The organism is Neobacillus niacini (assembly GCF_000759675.1).
GTDB lineage: Bacteria > Bacillota > Bacilli > Bacillales > Cytobacillaceae > Neobacillus > Neobacillus niacini_A.
On record NZ_BAWM01000020.1, the window covers coordinates 414,407 to 434,679 of the forward strand.

Below are 20,273 nucleotides of genomic sequence, written 5' to 3' on the forward strand. Positions count from 1 at the left end.
GTTATTTCTATCCTTTATAATGAAAAGTTTCCTGCAGTGACGATACGATGATAGACATTGCCGCCAACCAAGCCGTCAACAATTTCCCAAGGCCCATCATGGCGTAATCGTTCTTCTTCTAATTCCTCAATAGCAGAAATCCTGCCCTCCAGCCATTCTTGAATACGATATTTTACCGAGTCAATTCGGGTAATGACGCCGCCGTATCGAATATCGATGACCTCCCAGCCAAACGGCTTGTACGAATCAAACCAAACTTTTCGGTGCTTTTGGCGTAATTGGTCGACATTGGTTTGAATCCAATCCAGCTCTAAGAGGATTGATCCCATTTTCTCGTAATCTTTTTGATCGTAAACTTCTTTTATCTTAATTCCGATTTCCGCCTTCACGCTTAGAACCCTTGCCAATTGCTCATAAAAGTCAAATAGACTTTCCCATTTTGGGTTGTTGTGTTTTGCTTTTTCAATCTCAGAAACTAGTTTTTCATAATGCTCCCCTAAGGATAATCCTTTACTATTTTCATCGTATAAACCGATTAATAAATCCTGGTACAGCAATACTTTAGAGGTCATGGATGTATTCATATTGTCCTTCATGACTCCAGGAGTTTCATCCAGCTTTTTCAGGACCATAAAATCATCAAAGTTTCCTTCACCACAGAATGCATAGCGCTCAGCTGTTTGTTCTAAGGTGACTTCCTTATGATAGGTGTGCTCCGCAAATAATTGTAGGATTGGTAAGGATGTTGAGAATGGCGTTTCGGCTCCATTGTCGCCCCACAATGTGACAAACACTTCTTTAATACCCACTTTTTTACATGCTTCCATAGCAGGCTCAGTCGTCGCAATGGCTTTCCCATAGTTAGGGACAATCCCATTCCATGTCCAAGCGCCGCCAGCAAAAATTGGAGTCTGACCGAGCAGCTTATGGTGTTGAAAATCTTTTTCATAAACTTCCTGCTCTTTCCGATAATAATTCCAATAAACAAGCTCCACATCGGGGATGGAGGCAAGTATGTCGTCGCGAATCTTGCCGTTTTCGTCTCGGTATTTACTGTCTTCCGAAAACAAGGGAAAGTACATATCGCTCCAAATCATCGGTTTTAGACCATACTTTTCCGTAATAGAAACGACCTTTTCCAAATGCCTATTCATGATATCAATATGATTCTCATAGCCATGCTTTTCTAAATATTTACCTAAACCAAGCTGGAACGTCTCATCCATACCGATATGAATACGCTTGGTACGGAAAGGCTCGGAGGCAGCCCTGATACAGTTTTCCAAGAATTCATATGTCTGGGGCTGATCAACCAATAAAATATCGTCTGTGTCTTTAAAATTGGAGGCATAATTCCATTTAAGCGCTTCCCGTAAATGACCCAGTGATTGAATACAAGGGATCATTTCAATCCCCAATTTCACCGCATAGTCATCACATGCCTTTAACTCCTCAGCCGAATATCTTCCCCGCATATACCCAAAATAAGGATGTTCCTTTACCTCGTACGTATCCTCTGTATAGAGCATCAATGTATCTAATCCCATTACAGCCATTCTTTGCAGCAGCTTTTCTACATCAGAAACGGTTGGGACCGCATTTCTAGACGCATCGAGCATAACTCCGCTCATTTCAAACTGTGGTTCCTCTGACAAGTCAAACTCGTTCACTTTATTAAAATGTTCAAGGAATAATCCTAAGCCGCGAAAAAAGTGAATAGGCTTCTCAAAGCTAATTTCCCCCTGCCCATTGTGATTCATAACGTGCAGCGGACCCTTTTGCTGTTTTACATGTATCGGATAGCCATCCTCTGAAAGTTGAACCGTTAAATTCCCTATTACAAGATTAAGCCCTTCCGCTATGGAGGATACATCACCGGTTAAGTGTAGTTTCATCTTTCTCCCTCATTTCATTTCACTTTTATAACAAGCACTGCGCACCCCTAAGAAAGAGACATTCTTTTCTCTATCGTGTTAAACCGATTCAAGTTGACTCTCATCATCCAATAAGCAGGAGCAACTCCGGAAATAAACGGAATTAGACCTGGCATCCTAATTAAGAGCATGCCAATAACCAATAGTCCTGCTCCGATCCATATCGTGGATGGCAATCCTGTTAAGGTAAATAAAAAGGATTGTTTTACATATTCTTTCGTTGAGACCTCATAATGGACATAAATCGAAAAGAAATTACCAACAGCCAATAGCAGGACAAATACTAAGATATATAAGATGATTAACAGAAAACTGGCAAATACGCCTGTCATGACTTGCTCTGCAATTCGAATATCGACAAAAAGAAAAAGGCCAATGCTGTAAAATACAAGGCCTATTCCATTGCTTCTTTTCCATTCTTTAAAATAAACTTGCTTAAACTTCGCCCATACAGGTAAATCCGTTTCTTTTCTCAGCCATTTCCGCACAATGGTAAATAGGGCAATGGATGCTGGAAAAAAGCCAAAGACCCCTAACCCAAGGATGGTAAAGGCAATCCAGTATAGATTGACCAAAATTGCCCTCCAGATCCATTCACATACGACAATCATCCATGGAACTTTTTTCATGATCCATCACCCTTTCATATGATTAACTTGACGAATTTTCAAACTTAATTACTTTTGTTCTTCATTAATTGGTCATAAAGCGGACTGCCTTTTACTGCCTTACCCGTTAAACTTAAGACGAATTCACTGAACATCGTATTTGCCCAAGCAAACCAGTCTCTAGTAAATTCTTCAGGGCAATCGGCATTAAAGCCTTCGTGCATGAAATTGGTAGCGCCGTCTGTTTGATTAAAATAAGCTAAAATTTCTTGTTTTTCTGCTTTACTCGTTGTGGTCATCCCTTGGATCGCCAGTGCTATATGCCAAATATAATGATCCGGAGTGTGCGGACTGCCAATTCCATTTGCATATTTTCCTTCGTAATAATATGGATTATCCCTGCTCAGAAGGAAGGAACGTGTATTTAAATAAGCGGGATCATCATATGGAAGATAGCCTAAGTACGGTGCAGCAAGCAAACTCGGAACATTGGCGTCATCCATTAAATTCACACGCCCTTCTCCATCCGTTTCGTATACATACATATCTCCATGAATCGGGTGGTCCAGCTTAGCGTATTGTTCAATACCTTTTTGAATTTCTTCACGAAGCTTCAGGCATTCTTCTTTTAATTCTGCAGCCTTAAGAACATCACACATTTCCGCTGCATACCCTAAGACGACTACAGCAAACATATTAGCCGGGACAAGATAGCCATAAGTGCAGGCATCGTCACTTGGACGGAAAGCACTCCAAGTCATGCCTGTCGGAACAACTCGTCCTCCCTTGCCCTCCCGAGTTAACGTATCTGACTGGCGGCAATCTGTACGTTCAAAGCGATAAGAAGATTGATTTTCATGATCCTGCTCTGTCCGCCATACATGAATAATCGTTTCCATCACCTGTTTGAACGTATCCTTTATATGAGAGGTACGTCCTGTCGATTTCCAAAACAGGTAGGCAAGCTGGATGGGATAGCAAAGGGAATCAATTTCGTACTTTCGCTCCCAAATATGCGGTGTCATCTCAGTCAGGTCATTCTGGTGCCCTTTGCCATTAGCACTTTCGTTGAAAGCATTGGCATAAGGGTCGTGCAGGATAAAAGCAAAATGCTGACGGATTACCCCTTCGAGGAAATCAGCCAATTCTTCATCTTCTTCTGCCGCCATTAAGTATGGTCTTACCTGTGCGGCTGAATCTCTTAACCACATTGCAGGAATATCCCCGGTAATTACAAATGTTTTTCCATCTTCTTGTTTCTTCATTGTCGTAGTATACGTATTGACAAAGCATTGCTCAAACATGAGCTGTAACTTTTCATCCTCTGGGAAAAATCCTTTTACGTGATTGATCAGCTTTTGCATGGATTCAGGAATTACTGTCGTCATTTTACCCTCTCCTATCTCTTCTTATGAAAACCCAGTGTGATGATTTCATATTTACTTACTTCATATGAATCTTGGGTATCGTCTGTTTTTTCTTCAAGGATGTTACTCTTACAGGATTCATAATCCTGGATATCGGCCTTAAGATTTACCTCTTCTTCAGCTGGATTAAACCAGCGAATCATCACATCATCATGTTCTTCCGCTACTCTCAAAGACGACCAAACAAGTCCTTTGGATTCTGTTTTAACAAACTGATGTGTTTCCGGTAATGAACCTTCATGGACGCTTGTCTGAACAGACACAAGCGGGACTTTGTATTGATACGCATCGACAAATGCCTGCGATTGGATGACATCTTTTTCATGCGGCAGCACTTGCCATTCTGCTGTTTGCATTCCTAAGCATTGTGCCTCTGGTGTAGGGAAATAACCCCAGTCCCCGAGCTCTGCTGTCGAACGAAGCACGGTTACTGCAATGGTTCCGTCCTCCTCCAGGATTTCATATTCTTGCAAACCATCCGTTGCTACTGTTAATCCCATCGTGGTATCCGCTAGGCTGGCAAACCGCTGCTGGTGATGACAAAAACTCGGATTTTCCCATTCCTTCTCCGGCGTATTCGGGCGGGTGACAATCTCGAAAATACTGTCAGCTTTATGTGTTTCCGTCCGTAAACCTGTTGGGAACAGGACACGCAGACGGTGGTCTGTTGCTTGGTTGTTAATAGTCAGCTTAAATGCCGGACCCTTCATTCCCTTTTCAAGGGTTACAACCGTTTGCATGGTGATTGTTGTCATATCGTCTGACCTTCCGGCTTCTCTTTCCTTATGCCAAATAAGCCTATTACGTTCCATCGCTAGGTGATCATCTGCAGAGACCGGGATCAATAATTTGTGCGTAAACTCTAGGACTGTTCTGAGTGTGCTTCTTTCTAGGAATTTAAATTCCGCTGGTACACCCTTTGTCGTAATAGCGGCATGCCCCTTTGCTTCCTTGTACATATATTCGTTACCAATATCCCCAGTGTCTTCGTAAATTCCGAGACGATGGAAGGACTCACCGGTATCTTTATGCATTAAATCATAGCTGCCATCTTCATGAAACTGTAGATGTACATATTCATTTTCCATTACGAACTGGGTTTCTGAAGAAGGCACATACTCCTGCTCTTCTTTGGCACCTGGCACTAGGTAGAATGTTTTATATCCAAATGACGGAATTCCCTCTGCGAAAAACGAAAGCTTTGCTCGTTTGGCAAAAAACGGCTGACGGAATTTATCATCAGGTAAGTCATAGCCAAATTCGACGGCAGGACTTTCAAGCTGATAGTCAACCGCTTTGCCTTCCCCATCAATCAGTTTGTATTTTGGCAATGGTTGATCCTCGAGATACACTGGAATTTCTTCAAAGTGCATTTGTGAAAAATACACCTTTTCTAGGTCGACTACTTTTGAAACAACTTCATTTTTCTCCCATCCGGTCGTATTCAGGACAACTAGCGGAATGCCTCCTTCAGGTGTCTGTGAAGTATCAACTTTTTGTACAAGCGCAGCTGCGTTTTCCTCGACAAATACCTCTCCCATTTGCGCTACACTTTCAAAACGAGTAACCATTTCACGGTGAACTTCATCGACACTACAGCCGCAAATACTGTCATGCGGGTGGTTCTTCATCAGTGATTTCCACATAAAGCGGATGTATTCTCGCGGGTAGGTCCCCCCCGCTAAAGCTAACATGGCCGCCAGCGGCTCAGCGTTTTTTTCCAAAAGAGTTTGACAATGATGATTCATTTGCTTTAAGTAAATACGGCTTGACGCAGTATTTACGAGGGTTGACCAGCCATCTGTCCGCTGATTGCGCAATTCCCCTTCGATTACTTGCAGCTGCTCAGGCAGTGCTTGTTTTAACGCCTCCGTATATTCATCAAAACTCGAATGCTTAAACTGATAATCAGGATATAGGGCAGATGCCGTTTCAATCGCCTGTGGAATTGTTTTTTGCAGCGGCTGGTGATCACAGCCATTCATAAACAACAACTGATTCGTTGAGGCATATTTCTCAGCATCTTGGAGTTTCTTATCCCAGAATGCTTGCGCTTCCTCTTCATCCACCGGGATTTCATTCCCATTGGAATACCAATTGGCAAAAAGAATCCCTAAAACACTTGAACCATCAGGTGATTTCCAGATCATTTCGGAATAAGGAGATTCATAGTCAGGAACGTCTGATACCGTGTTATTAAAGCCGGTCGGTTTCACTCCTCTGCCAAAGGCAGCCGTGTCAATTCCCGCTTGCTTTAAAAGCTGAGGTGCCTGCCCGTAAATACCGAAAGTGTCCGGAAAATAACCTATTTTTGAAACATGCCCATAGGCTTTCGTATCATTCATACCAATCAGCAGGTTTCGAACATTTGCTTCGGAGCTTGTTAAAAACGCATCCTGCAGTACATACCAAGGACCGATATGAAGCTTTTTCTCCTTTATTAATTGCTTAACAATTTCCCGATTCTCCGGGTGAACGGCGAAATAATCCTCCAACAGAACCGTTTGGCCATCTAGATGAAACGATTGAAAGCCGCTTCCTTCCTTTTTGAACTGTTCAATAAGATTATTCATAAGCTGTATGAAATAATAGCGGTGTTTCTCAAAAGGTAAGTACCATTCCCTGTCCCAATGGGAATGAGATATAATATGGGCCGTCTTGTTCACGAAACTTCCACTCCTTTAACGATTTTTAAAGCGCGAAAACGCTGTCATTATTGAAAAATAAAATACTTCTAGTACTTACAATAAGAAAACCAGACGTAAACAGCAATAGAATAGCCGCAAGTCATAAAGTTATTACAGTCGATATTAAATTAATCCATAAAATGAATGATCTATTAAAAAGGGCCCGTTTCCCACTGCATAGTTACAGTGAAAAACTGGACCCTTTCGTGTCAGAAGAATGTGAGGGTCAGAGCTCCCCGCTCTTCCCCCTATTTGCCTCCATTATTAAAATCTCTTTTCAATTCCTGTATACGATCCATAGCTTGAACCAAGGTATCATAGTTAGTGACCTGGTCTCTTAATGTTGGGTGAAGCTTGTTGTAGGCAACTTTACAATCATTGACGATATCCTTATCCTTTAACGTCAAATCAGCAACATCAGGAAGACCATTGATTTGATGAATCACTTCCGTTACCTTTTCATGTAAGTAAGCTGTGCTGAACCTTAGACTTTCTCTTTCACCTTCATTTTGAACAGTATAATAGATTCTGCCGCCTTCTTGGCCAAAGTCCAACTGTTCAAAGGAAATGGTTCCGTCATTTTCAGCAACCTTCTCTGCTAATACATTCTTTGCATCCAAGGAGTTGTATAATCTAACCGTTTGTCCCTTTTGAACTCTGTCGATTGTCACTTTATCTTTGGCTCCCGTATTATTTTCAGCACCTGCAAAATGCATCATAATATTGTCCGTTCTTGGCAGCGCATCACTTTCAAACATCTGCCATTCGTAAATCCGGATCGCGCCCCAAGGAGAAGTACCACTATTGTAGACCTGCAGTTTAAATTCTCGTGCCGTGATAGGCTGGTCTAAAACAATATCGGTCACAGCCTTCGTATTATCTGTAATCCTTTTAGCACTGACCCATTCACCGTTCTCATTTTTATAAAGTAGCTCGAAATCAACGGTGTTCATGTTACTTGCTTCTCCGCCATATTCAGCATGTTCTACGCGCCAGCGGCTGATTGTTTTCTCCTCGCCAATATCAATCGTCATATAACCCGTTTTTTCATTCGTTGCGCACCATTTACTATTACCAATTGCTGTTCCGTCTAATGCTTTCGCAGCAGGCTCCGCATCATTTTCTGCTGACACACCTGTTACTTGCGCACCAAGGACAACATTATCAGAGGTTGGATTTTGTTCAATCTCCGTTGCATCCGTACCCATGCCCCAGTCAAAGTCAACGACAGCAGCGTCACCTCGTACATAATCTTGATTGACCGGTACAACTTTTAATGAAGTAATATTATCGCTTGAAGCGTTTTCATTCGTTCGAGTAATATTCGGTGTGTAGAAATAGTTATTTGGTGTAACTCCTAAGAGTGTTTCCACCCCATCGGCATTCTCTTGGTAAATCTCATAATGCAGTACGTTCTTCTGCTCAGTCCAGCCTAAACGAGCTTCCGCCTCAAATGCTGTTCTCGGCATTTCTTCTAAAATTTCCACATCTGCAGGTTTTGATAAAACTGCTTCAGCTGAATCATAAATGGATAGCTGACCTAAATGAAAAGCATAGTTTTCGTATTTTTCAGAGTTACTAACCTTAAGACTTAAGGCATACGCAGTCTTTCCTGCGTCTTCTCCCAAATCAACAATCACTGTCTGCCAGCCCTTTTCAGTCGCTGGAAGTGAATAGTATTTCATATGATCCTGCGAATAATCTTCACTGTATGCAACACCAAGTTTAACTTCTGCGCCTGTTTGATTTTCATAGACCAAGCGGACCTTTGTGCTGTCAGTAATCGGAAGTTTGGTGCTGTAAAGCATAGTCTCATTTTCGGAGTTGGTATCGAGCGTTCCGCTGAATTTCAGTGAATTCCCCCCGTTATATGCTTTATCGAAATCATAGGATACATTTATTCGGCTGCCTTCACTGCGAATCCACCAACGCCAGGTTGGCATAATATCCTGGATGGAGCGATTATTCCACTCAAGATTACTAGCGATGGTTCCATTAACAAAATATTGTTTCCCATGGCCGCTATTAAAGTTAGTGGTAAAAGGCATTTCCTGAATAACGGACGAATCGGTCACAAACCGAGCCATTCCCTTCCAATCGGAAGAATCATCTGCAAGGGTTGGGTCACCCTGCGGTCCCGTCCAGAGATTTTTTTCTTTTTCGTGGAAGTCAGCAGGATTTTCCGCCAGCCCCATTGTCGAGTTTGGTGTATAAAGCGCGATGGAAACCTTTGGCTGTTTCTTTTCATCCAAAAGTGCTTCCGTATTAATCTTTGTATTATAAGAATTCTGTTGAATTTCGAAACCTGCATAGGCGTCAAAAGGGTTCCGGTTATGACTATTCATCGTTTCAACTGTTGTGTTAATCTTACTAGTATTCCAGTTATAATTTAAAAAGAACTCATCAACGGCGTATTCCCCATCCTCTGCCGGCTTTACGTACATGTCATTCTTGCTGTTGATGGAATCCTGATAGTTAACATTTCCGGTATTGTCTTGAGCATCGTACCAGCTGACATGAAGTTCTGATTTCCGTTTGATATAGCGCATCATTTCGTTCATGCGTACAGCTGTTTCCTGATTAACACCATACGTTTCTTGGTTAAAGAAATAACCGTCAAATCCAAAATACTCTGCTACTTCAATCATTTTGTCTGCCACTGGGAAACTTCCGTCTGAGGCTTGCTTTGTAAACTTTTCTATTTCAGCAAGCCCTTCCGCTGATCTGCCCCAAGGGAAACCAAGTGTTGCATAAACAGGCACCCCATTTCGGTGGGCGGCATCAACGATATCTGGTGTAGGGATGGCAAAAATCCCCTCATTGGTTCCTGCCCAGTAAATATAAGAGTCAAGCAGCTGCCAGTTGTCGAAAGCGTATACATTAAAGTCATTGCTGCCAACAGAACTTGCCTCATCATGATTCCACGTCGTGATCGCTGCAGAGGTGATACCAGCCTTTGGATTGGCTAGTGGATTAATCTGAGATCCTTTGAATCGATCTTGGTTTAAAGGGACGCTGGCGCGGTTCAATTCTGCGTCAGGATCTTTCTCAGGAGACCATTCCATGAGTGAATCTACGTTGAAGGCTGGTGCCAGCGGCTTTAGACTGAGCTTATCCGCAAAGTTCTCATTGACGATTGCTGTTCCGTCCCCATTAACCCCGGCTTTAGCCCCCGGTGCACCCATTGAACCAAGTAACATGAATGCCGCCGATGCAGATAAAATGCGGCTGTACAACTTACTTCCTTTTCTTCCCATATTGCTCCTCCTCTTAAATTTATTTACTTCCAAAAATGGAAGCACTTTCAATTATTATAAAATTCAGTCCGATTTTATAATAGTGGAGTAATAATAGATTCACTGTCCAAATTAAAGAAGCAGGCTGCAGTGATAATGTTTACTAGAATGCCAGTTACTCCTTTTTACCTACATAGATTATTCTTTGCGGTACTTTCTTACCAAAAATAGGAAATGTATTGACCTCCATCATGTAAGCGCTTTAGAATTGTGGTATATATTTGGTTTCATGTGACTGGATCATACTAGGCATGGAAAACAGAACGGGATTATTCCCGGTTGTTTTCCATGCCTTTTTGTTTTCTAGCAAACAACCAATATATTTGAAGAATTCGCAAAGGAGGATAGCAAAAAACCATAGGGAAAAATTTAAACAGAAAGAAGGGAAGGTTTTTGAAACCAAAGTTTTGGCTTAATTTAGCCATCATTTTCACGATGTTGTTATCAACCGTAATAAGCATGAACGAATCTACTGCAGCAGCGCAGGAGAATTCACCTATTGAATATGAAATATACCCTTTACCTCAAGATGTAACCTACCATGAAGGCTCTCTCACGTTGGACAAAGCAATTCAAGTCATCTTCGACAACACCATTGATCCCGTCACAAGAAAAAAAGTAGAAACGATTTTTAAACAAAATGGCTACTCCGCCCCAACCATTGGGACCGAACCAGCTGATGATAAAATAAATATTTTAGTAGGAACAAAAGGCTCAAATGGCCCGGTAGATTCCTATGCAGCCACAAATGTAAATAGCGATGGCACTGATTTTTCAAAAATTGATGCCTATCAATTAGACATTCAGAAGAATGCCATTACGATATTAGGCAAAGACACAGACGCAAGCTTCTATGGTGTGGTGACGTTAGAAGCGATCCTAGCACAAGCCCCTGACAAGGTTGTCCGGCATTTAACCATTAACGACTACGCCAATACAGAAATCAGAGGTTTTATTGAAGGATACTACGGAATTCCGTGGAGCAATGAGGACCGTATGTCACTCATGCGGTTTGGCGGTCAATTTAAAGCGACCTCCTATGTCTTTGCACCGAAGGACGACCCGTATCATAGAGAAAAATGGGGAGAGCCTTATCCTGCAGATATGTTAGCAGATATCGGCAAAATGGCTCAAGTGGGGAATGAGACGAAAACTCGTTTTGTTTGGACAATCTCCCCATTAGGAGAAGTGGCTCATATCGCTCGAACACAAGGTCAACAAGCCGCCATGGATTTACTTCCGGAAAACACAGAAAAAATGCTGGCAAAATTCGATCAATTATATGATGTGGGGGTACGTCAATTCGGTGTTTTAGGTGATGACGTTGGAAATCTTCCACTTGATTATGTGGTCCAATTGATGGATGCTGTATCCCAATGGGCCGATGAAAAAGGCGATGTATATGATATCTTATACTGTCCGGCAAGCTACAATTCCAGCTGGGCGTGGAACGCTGCGGAGTTGAATGCCTATGAAAAGGGATTTGATGAAAATATACAAATCTTCTGGACTGGTTCTACAACCTGCGCCCCGATTGTCCAGTCGACCATTGATACATTTAAGAACAGAAGTAACAATGGAGTCACAAGACGAGATCCATTATTCTGGCTCAACTGGCCTGTCAATGATGTCGATATGTCTCGTGTGTTTTTAGGAAAAGGGGAAATGCTCCAGACTGGCATTAAAAATCTAGCTGGTGCTGTGACAAACCCGATGCAGGAAGCTGAAGCTTCAAAAATTGCCATCTTTGCTGTTGCTGATTATGCATGGAATACAAAAAAGTTTGATGCTCAAAAAAGCTGGGAGGACAGCTTTAACTATATCGAACCAGATGCAGCAGAAGAGTTTCATACGTTAGCAAAACATATGTCCGATGCGGATCCTAACGGACTTAGACTGTCAGAGAGTGAAGATATTAAGAGTTTGTTAGATTCCATTACAGCTAAAGTGAATAACGCAGAATCATTAAAAGATGGTGCACCAGAAGCAATTGTCCAGCTGCAAATAATCGCCGATGCCGCAAATGAATTTTTAGCAAAAACAAAAAATGAAAAGCTAAAGGAAGAGTTAGCGCCATTTGTAAAAGCATTACGAGATATGGTTCTAGCAGACATTGAGTTTATTAAAACAGATTTAGCTATCGAAGCAGGTAATAAAGCAGATACATGGGATCATTTTTCAAAAGCAACAGCTTTACGTAAGCAAAGCTTAAACTATGACCGCCCACTATTAAGTGGCACGATGAAAGCAAAACCAGCTAAAAAGAGACTGCAGCCATTTACCAATAACTTAGAGGCTAAAATTTCACCCAAGGTAGCCGAACTGCTGGATCTTCAAGTGGTAGAAACAACAGCTAGTATCTTTACAAATGTAGAAGCGTATAAAAACATAGAGCTAACAGAAAACAAGACAACCACTTCTATTAATGCTGCCGGTCCAATTACGCTCAACAAAGGTGAATACCTAGGCGTAAAATTAAGCAGAATCAAGGATGTAATTGACATTGAAGCCCCAAATGTTAAAGGATTAACAGTAGAAACATCCTTAAACGGCATTAAGTGGGAGAAGGTAAAAAGCGAAGCTGCTCCGGCTGATGCCAGATATATAAGGCTGCTAAATAAACAAGCAACTCCCGTAGAGTTTACGTTAGAAAGTCTTACCGTAACATCCTTAGAGGTTGAACCTAAATCCGTTACAGAAACAAATTACACAAGTGTTGAAAACCCGCTTGGCCTTTTTGATGGTGATTTTAATACACCTGGATGGTTTAAGAATAGTCAAGTTGCCGGTAAGTATATTACCTATGATATGGGTCAAGAAATTACACTAAATAGTCTAAAAGCAGTGATTAATGAGAGCGAGCATGATTATCCAAGACATGCTATTCTTGAGGCTTCATTAGATGGAAATGAATGGACGACCGTCATGACCTTTGGCAGCCAAGAAGGGGCAAATGAGGGTGAAGCTGCAAATGCAGACATGGCCGATGCGATATTTGACCAGCACGAAGCCCCATACCGAACAAAAGAAGTCAGAGATTTAGATCAAAAGATGAAGTACTTAAGATTTAAGATGACAAGAACAAAGGTCGGTTCAGATAAATGGGTGCGGATGCAGGAAATAGTCATCAACGATGGCAAGTATTACCCTGAAACCAATAATCCAACGATTTCAACCACTGCGGCAAATACAGCAGGTAATTCTAAGGATTATCTGATTGATGGCAAACTCAATACGAAATTCAAACCGGCCGGAACGGAAGCTGGTGAAATTCTCTACCATATTGGGGAAGCAGAAAAGTCAGTAACAGGGATTACCATTCTTGAAGATCCAAACAGCTTATCAGGAAGTAAGGTTTCTGTAAGAACTACAAAAGGTTGGAGAAATCTTGGAACGGTTGATTCTGGCTACCAATATTTCTCAACAGATCATATCCCGCCTGTGTTAGACCTAAAGATTGAATGGCCGGAAGGAAAAACCCCAGCAATTTATGACATAAAAGTTGATAAAAACTAAGCTATTTGAGTGGCAAAAGCGTTTAAAGACATTAAAGCTTGTAGTTAACGCTGCAAACGGCGAAGAGTACGTACGAAGCGGCAGCTAGAGCTGATTTCTTTAAGCATTGCTGCTACAAAAGGAGTAACAAAAAGACGATTCGTGGGGGACGAATCGTCTTTTTGCTGCCTGCTATTTATGCAGCTGCTTTAGCTTTGTCTTTGCCGATGTAAGTCTTAGCTGTTTTACGGATGAATGGAACCACCCAGCGGTCTAAGCCGTATCTGCCAGCGTTGTAACCTGCTGTTAAGATAATGAAACCTAAGAATATGTCAGTTGGATTGTGAGATACAGTCCCAGCTAGGAAGAAAGAGAAGTTCATTACAAGACCAAAGAGCATTGCTGCAGTTGTTAAACATCCTAGTAGAAGTCCTAAACCGATTAATGTTTCACCCCAAGGAACGATGAAGTTGAAGACATCTATGTTTGGTAAAGCAAAGCTTTCTAAGAAGTTAACGTACCAACCGTAAACCATGTTGCCATCTGGACCTTTTACTGGATTTGCTACCGCATTTTTTAAGAAACCTGAAGCGTCGAATCCGCCTGTAATTTTATGAAAACCAGCTGTGAACCATGCGTAGCCTAGGTATAAACGAATCACTGTTAAAATAGCGGCAGAGATCTTATTTTCTCGTAAAGATTTGTTAAACATAAAGCATTCCGCCTTTCAAAATTTACTTGTTCTTTATACTTCCACTATATAAGGATTTGCGTGTTAATAACATAAGTGCAGTGTTAAGTTCACAGTTTGTATGAAATGATTTGACGGAATATTGAACAGCTCTAAATTACACGTATTTAACATAAAGTTCGAATGATTTCCTTAAAAAGAACATATAGAAAAACAGGGCAAATAGTCCAAAGCTTCATGGAAAGGTAGGAGAATAAATGAACGTATTAGAAGTGAAGCATCTGCAAAAATCATTCGGGGCGATTAGGGCTGTTCAGGACATCAGTTTCTCTGTCCAAGCCGGAGAAGTGTTCACCATCATTGGACCAAATGGGGCCGGAAAATTGTGCCTTAACTAATTTATTTTCTTTTTATGCAACGCTAGTGTAATTTCCTAAACAACAAAAAAGAAGCGTAAAGATGGCCGTTACGCTTCTTTCTTTTAAAATTTATCAAACTAATTCTTCTAACGCTTGATGGGCAAGGATCAGTGAGCCGGTAATTCCTGCTGCATCTCCTAAACCTGGACTCACGATATAATCACGCAGCTCCGGCAGGGAAACATAATCGGCAACTAGCTCTTTTAAATGCTTATAAATAGAAGAAAACACTTGGCTTTGGTGCATGACACCGCCGCCAAGGATGATTTTTTTTGGCGAAAGAATTAATATATATTGCATGAGAGCCTGTGCAATATAGTAACCTTCCAAATCCCATACTTCCTTCCGATCTGATAAGTTAGACCCTTTATCCCCCAGCGGCCTTCAATTGCCGGACCCGCTGCAAGACCTTCAAGGCAATCCCGATGATAAGGACAATTTCCTTGATATCGATCATCAGGATGACGCCTCACCAATATATGCCCCATTTCAGGATGGGAAAGACCTTGAAGGAGCTTTCCTTGTACAACGGCACCTGCACCAATTCCAGTTCCTACTGTAATATACAAGCAGCTATCCAGTCCCTTTGCTGCTCCAAAAGTAACTTCACCCAATGCCGCAGCGTTTACATCCGTATTAAAACCAATAGGTATACCAAAGGCATCCTTTAACGTTTGAACGAATGGATAATCCCTCCAAGCTGGCTTTGGGGTAGATGTAATCGTACCATATGCCGAACATTCCTGGTTCAAATCAATCGGTCCAAATGAACCAACGCCAATCGCTTTTACAGGATATTGGCTAAAGAAGGTAATAACCTTCGGCATGGTTTCCTCAGGGATCGTGGTTGGAATCTGAATTTGCTCAATAATATTGCCCGTTTCATCTCCGACAGCACAAACAAACTTCGTACCGCCAGCTTCAATTGCACCTAGCATGTGAGCTTCCTCCTCTTGATTTTATCAAAAATGCTGCATTTCAGGGGGAGATTACTTTTCCGGCCAAATTTTTGCGCCAGGCTCGAGCATCCACTTATGCTCTTCCTCCATGATTCTATCTGTCCATGGATTATTCTCAAGATGGCGAATCATCCAACAAAAGTACATAGCGTATCCAGGTGCAGTGGCTTGTGGATGGTCAAGTTCACCAGGGATGGTAATATAACTATTATGTTCGACACAGTACGCTTCCGGTCCAACCATTGCGCAGCCAAAACCCTGTGGCTTATCGAAACGATAATAATAAACCTCAGGCTGATCATGGTGATGCGGCGGATAGCTTGACCAGCGACCTGGATAGGAAATAACCTCACCAATTACAAGATTGGAATAAGGGGCAATATTATAATCAAAAATCGTCCGAATAATCCTCTCAGCTGTTCCATTCCAAACGCCTTCACCTGCAACAGTGCTTTCACAATCCTCCGGAGTATACAATTTTGCTTCAAAAACGTTCTCATTGTCTGTTTTTTGCACAAGGACCTCGCATGGGGAAAGAGAAGTAATCTTCACTTCCACCTCTTTAGGAATGTGCAGACACCATGGATCTTCTTCAAACACACTAACACGCTTCATTCCCTGAGAGTTCCCGTTCCACTCCAGTTTAATTTCTCCTTCGAGAAGAAGGATGGCAGACTCTTTACTGCAATCAAAGAGCACTTGCGTTTCACCCGCTGCCAAAGAGTAAATTCCGATATCTTGAAGCATATCCGGATGCTTACTCTCCATATCTGTAATCGTTGTATATCCTGGTTTTAATTCACCAAATTTTTCATACATACACATTGTCCTCCTTTACACGCCCAACACTTTGAAACATTTCCATATGGCGTTTCACATTTTCTGCGGCAGCTGCAATCACAGTCTCATGATAGGAAAAATAATCCTTGAAGGGAGCCGCTTCATTCACCGTATTTATAACAGAATGAAAAGTAGAAGTAGCAACATTAATTTTTCGAATGCCATGGTGAATACTTGTGCGAAAATCCTTTTCAGAAATCCCTGAACCTCCGTGGAGCACCAAAGGAATATCAACTTCGCGATTAATTTCTTCTAAACGATCAAACCGTAATTTAGGTTCACCTTTATATACTCCGTGTGCATTCCCGATAGCAATGGCTAATGCGTCAATCTTCGTTTCAACAGCAAACATTTTTGCTTCTTCAGTTGAGGTAATCAGGACTTCCAGATCTACTGAACCGTCTTCGCTTCCGCCTACCTGCCCAATCTCAGCTTCAACCGTAGCTCCATATTCACGGGCAATCGCCGCCATTTTTTTCGTTTCCGTTATATTTATTTCAAGAGGATGATGGGAACCGTCATACATAATAGAAGAAAAGCCGATTTCCAATGCTTCACGAATCTTCTCTTCCGTTAAGCCATGGTCAAAGTGGACCGCAACCGGCACAGTTGCTTTCTTTGCCGCTGCCACCATGACAGGTCCGATTAAGTGAAGCGGAGAGTGATTCAATCATACTTCCGCAATTTGTAAAATAAGTGGTGAGCGCAGTTCTTCAGCTGCACGCACCGCTCCGATTACCATTTCCATGTTGGCTACACTGAATGCACCAACTCCGTACTGATTCTCTTCGGCATGAGAAAGAATATCCTTCATCTTAACTAATGGCATCGTAATCCTCCTTTATAACCCACTTTTTTCCCGAATATAGGCTCGTGCTTTTAAGGCATACTCTAAAGGGTTCGCTTTAGCAGGATCTTGTTCAGCCTCAACAACAAACCAGCCTTGATATCCAGCAGCATCCAATGCTTCAAAAACAGGTTCAAAGTCGATTACTCCGTCTCCAGGAACCGTAAATACTCCCTCTTTAACAGCCTGAAGGAAACTCAACTTCTCTTCACGAACCTTATTGCCCACTTCCATTCGTACATCCTTTAAATGCACATGGTGGATCCGATTCATATGTTTAGTAAGTACATGTATATGATCTTCTCTGGAAAAAACAAGGTGCCCTGTATCATATAGAAGAGAAACTTTTTCAGGATTTGTTTCTGCCATCAACCGGTCAATTTCTTCAGTCGTTTGGATCCCTGTACCCATATGATGATGATAGACAATTTTCATCCCTTTTTCTGCGGCAAGGTCGCCAAGAAGGTGCAATCCTTCGATTAAAAGCTGCCATTCTTCCTCTGAAAAAACAGGCTTATTATCAAATAATGCCGTCTCCATTTGCCCTTGAATACTATTGCCTTGTTCAGAAACGACAATCACCTTTGCTCCCATTTCATGTAAGAAGTCCCGGTGTTCGATAAATGCTTGGGTTGTTTCCTCAAAGGGTTTCGAAGTTAAAAAGGCACTAAACCATGCACTCGCGATTTCAAGACCACGGAGTCCTAAAGCTTTTTTTAACACTTCTGTGTGTCGAGGATATTTATTACCAACCTCACTTCCAGAAAAACCTGCAAGCGCCATTTCACTTACACATTGCTCAAATGTTACTTCACTGCCAAGCTCTGGCATATCATCATTTGTCCATCCGATTGGCGCGATGGCCAATTTCACATCCATTCCTTGAAACATGATTACTACCTCCTATTATTAATAAGCACGAGCTTTTACAAGATTAGATTCTTTGTCTTTAAAGGCAGACTGAATACCTTCTTTTGAAGAAACTTCAGCGACACCAACATGCCACCAGGAATCATAGCCATGTGTCATGGTTTTCGGAAGGACTTTGATGTCAATCAACGTACTAACACTTTGTTTTTTCGAGTCAAGTATGGCATTTTCTAATTCTTGCATCGTTAGAACGGTATATGTTTTTACACCATAGCCTTCTGCCACTTTTGCATAATCAATGGTCATGATTGGACCGTCTAGTTTACCTGTTTCAGGATTCCGTTTGCGGAATTCCGTACCAAAGCTGCCCATGCCATTTCCCATTTGTAAGTTATTGATACAGCCGAACCCAGAATTATCAAAGAGGATAACGTTGATTTTTTTACCTTCTTGAACGCTTGTAACAAGCTCTGTATGGAGCATTAAATAGCTTCCATCCCCAGTCATTGCGTATACTTCCTTGTCAGGCTCTGCAAGCTTTGCACCGAGCGCGCCGGCAATTTCATATCCCATGCAGGAATACCCGTATTCCATATGATAGGTATTTCGAGCTTTTGAAACCCACATCCGTTGAAGGTCGCCCGGCAGACTGCCAGAGGCACCGACAATTACCGCATTATCATCAATCAGCTCATTCACCTTCCCAATGACACTTGTTTGTGTCAATTCAGAATCAAATGCTTCTTTATACTCCGGAAGATATTCATCTAAATGTCCGTCGACTTCAGGTGTAAAGTTTTCTCCATATGTAATACGTACCAGACGATTTAATTCAGCTTCCCAGTTTCTTTTTGCTTCAGTGATTTCATTTTCATAAGAGGCACGATAATCTCCAAGTTCTTTTGAAATGGCCTCAAGCCCAGCCTGTGCATCAGCCACCACACTCAATGCATCCAACTTTGCTGCATGGAACTCTGAAATATTGATGGTTAGGACGTCTGCATTTGCAAATAATTGTTTTGAGGCAGTTGTAAAATCAGTAAAGCGGGTTCCCACTGCAATAACTAAATCCGCGTTCATAGCGATCGAATTGGCAGCTGAATTCCCCGTTACCCCGAGCCCGCCAAGATTTAAAGGATGAGAGCTCTCGACACCACTTTTTCCTGCCTGTGTTTCACCAAAAGGAATTTGGTGTTTATCTGCAAAATTTAGGAAGGAATTGGCCGCTCCCGAATAACGCACGCCCCCTCCTAAAATCAATAACGGCTTCTTTTTTGATTGAATGAGGTTAATTGCATCATTCACGCTTTCCTTTGAAGGTTGGCGACGCTCGATGCGATGAACTCGCTTTGCAAAAAAGCTTTTTGGGAAATCCCATGCTTCTCCTTGTACGTCCTGTGGAAGTGCAATGGTTACTGCCCCTGTATCAGCAGGGTTTGTTAAGACCCGCATCGCGTTCAGCATTGCTGACAACAGCTGCTCCGGTCGATTTACTCGATCCCAATATTTACTCACAGCACGAAAAGCATCATTTGTTGAAATCGATAAATCATGTGTCTGTTCAATTTGCTGGAGAACTGGATCAGGCTGACGCGTCGCAAACACATCACCTGGCAGGAGAAGAACTGGAATATTATTAGCTGAAGCCGTTGCTGCGGACGTAACCATATTAGCGGATCCTGGTCCAACAGAAGCCGTACACGCCATAATTTGTTTTCGATGCTTCTGCTTAGCAAAAGCGACTGCCGCATTTGCCATCCCCTGTTCATTTCGACCTTGGTATACTTCTAAATCACCAGCGTTCTCTTCCAATGCCTGACCAAGTCCAAGAACATTCCCATGTCCAAAAATCGTAAAAATACCTTTTATAAATCTTTGTTGTATGCCATCAAATTCTACATATTGTACATTTAAGAATTTTACAAGAGCTTGCGCAGTCGTTAAACGAATTGTACCCACCATTAATCGAATCCCCTCTCATTAAAAGAATATGATTTACTAGATTCCATTTTCTATATAACTACTTGATTGTTTGGTTTCATGAGGACCACTTTTCCCTTTTCTTCATCATTTTGGGCTTCATGAGCCCTTCATGAGGACCACTTTTTCATTCTCTTCTCCATTTTTGGCTTCATGATAAAAACAAAGGAAAAGGGAAGCAGCACGGACCTAATCCGTCCCACCACTCCCCCTTATCTTT

The 20,273-nt window shown here is 41.9% G+C and carries 10 protein-coding genes and 3 pseudogenes; 2 read left to right on the plus strand and 11 right to left on the minus strand.

Annotated elements, in window-relative coordinates; all coding sequences use genetic code 11:
* Positions 1-14: 14 nt before the first annotated feature.
* From TR08_RS11855 to TR08_RS11875, 5 genes are all read right to left on the minus strand, one after another.
* Positions 15-1,895 (minus strand): beta-N-acetylhexosaminidase, encoded by a 1,881-nt coding sequence (locus TR08_RS11855; RefSeq protein ID WP_045518388.1) that lies wholly within the window; start codon positions 1,893-1,895, stop codon positions 15-17.
* Between the two features lie 47 nt (positions 1,896-1,942).
* The gene (locus TR08_RS11860) at positions 1,943-2,563 is read right to left on the minus strand and encodes a YesL family protein (protein ID WP_045518389.1); all 621 of its coding nucleotides are present in this window, start codon (positions 2,561-2,563) and stop codon (positions 1,943-1,945) included.
* A 44-nt stretch (positions 2,564-2,607) separates the two neighbouring features.
* Positions 2,608-3,930: a glycoside hydrolase family 125 protein gene (locus tag TR08_RS11865; protein ID WP_045518390.1), complete on the minus strand. Its 1,323-nt coding sequence runs from the start codon at positions 3,928-3,930 to the stop codon at positions 2,608-2,610.
* An 11-nt stretch (positions 3,931-3,941) separates the two neighbouring features.
* Positions 3,942-6,635: an alpha-mannosidase gene (locus TR08_RS11870; protein WP_045518391.1), complete on the minus strand. Its 2,694-nt coding sequence runs from the start codon at positions 6,633-6,635 to the stop codon at positions 3,942-3,944.
* A 269-nt stretch (positions 6,636-6,904) separates the two neighbouring features.
* Entirely contained in the window at positions 6,905-9,913 is a 3,009-nt protein-coding gene (locus TR08_RS11875) for an endo-beta-N-acetylglucosaminidase (RefSeq protein WP_052427430.1), read from the minus strand.
* A gap of 432 nt (positions 9,914-10,345) precedes the next feature.
* Between TR08_RS11875 and TR08_RS11880 the strand changes: the two genes are divergently transcribed.
* Positions 10,346-13,468 (plus strand): beta-N-acetylglucosaminidase domain-containing protein, encoded by a 3,123-nt coding sequence (locus tag TR08_RS11880; RefSeq protein ID WP_045518392.1) that lies wholly within the window; start codon positions 10,346-10,348, stop codon positions 13,466-13,468.
* Positions 13,469-13,643: 175 nt separating this feature from the next.
* On the opposite strand, the gene TR08_RS11885 is transcribed toward TR08_RS11880, so the two are convergent.
* Entirely contained in the window at positions 13,644-14,159 is a 516-nt protein-coding gene (locus TR08_RS11885; protein ID WP_045518393.1) for a DoxX family membrane protein, read from the minus strand.
* Between the two features lie 236 nt (positions 14,160-14,395).
* On the opposite strand from TR08_RS11885, the pseudogene TR08_RS31905 reads away from it, so the two are divergent.
* Positions 14,396-14,521: pseudogene (locus TR08_RS31905) on the plus strand (ATP-binding cassette domain-containing protein); the annotation flags it as partial.
* 108 nt (positions 14,522-14,629) lie between these two features.
* Here the strand turns inward: TR08_RS31905 and TR08_RS11890 are convergent.
* From TR08_RS11890 to iolD, 5 genes and pseudogenes are all read right to left on the minus strand, one after another.
* Positions 14,630-15,495 (minus strand): annotated as a pseudogene (locus tag TR08_RS11890) (ROK family protein).
* A 51-nt stretch (positions 15,496-15,546) separates the two neighbouring features.
* Entirely contained in the window at positions 15,547-16,335 is a 789-nt protein-coding gene (locus tag TR08_RS11895; RefSeq protein WP_045518394.1) for a 5-deoxy-glucuronate isomerase, read from the minus strand.
* Positions 16,328-17,185 (minus strand): annotated as a pseudogene (locus TR08_RS11900) (class II fructose-bisphosphate aldolase). The gene TR08_RS11895 and the pseudogene TR08_RS11900 overlap by 8 nt, the downstream one beginning before the upstream one ends.
* A 12-nt stretch (positions 17,186-17,197) precedes the next feature.
* Positions 17,198-18,094 (minus strand): myo-inosose-2 dehydratase, encoded by an 897-nt coding sequence (gene iolE / locus TR08_RS11905; RefSeq protein WP_045518395.1) that lies wholly within the window; start codon positions 18,092-18,094, stop codon positions 17,198-17,200.
* A gap of 18 nt (positions 18,095-18,112) precedes the next feature.
* The gene (gene iolD / locus TR08_RS11910; protein WP_045518634.1) at positions 18,113-20,032 is read right to left on the minus strand and encodes a 3D-(3,5/4)-trihydroxycyclohexane-1,2-dione acylhydrolase (decyclizing); all 1,920 of its coding nucleotides are present in this window, start codon (positions 20,030-20,032) and stop codon (positions 18,113-18,115) included.
* Positions 20,033-20,273 lie beyond the last annotated feature (241 nt).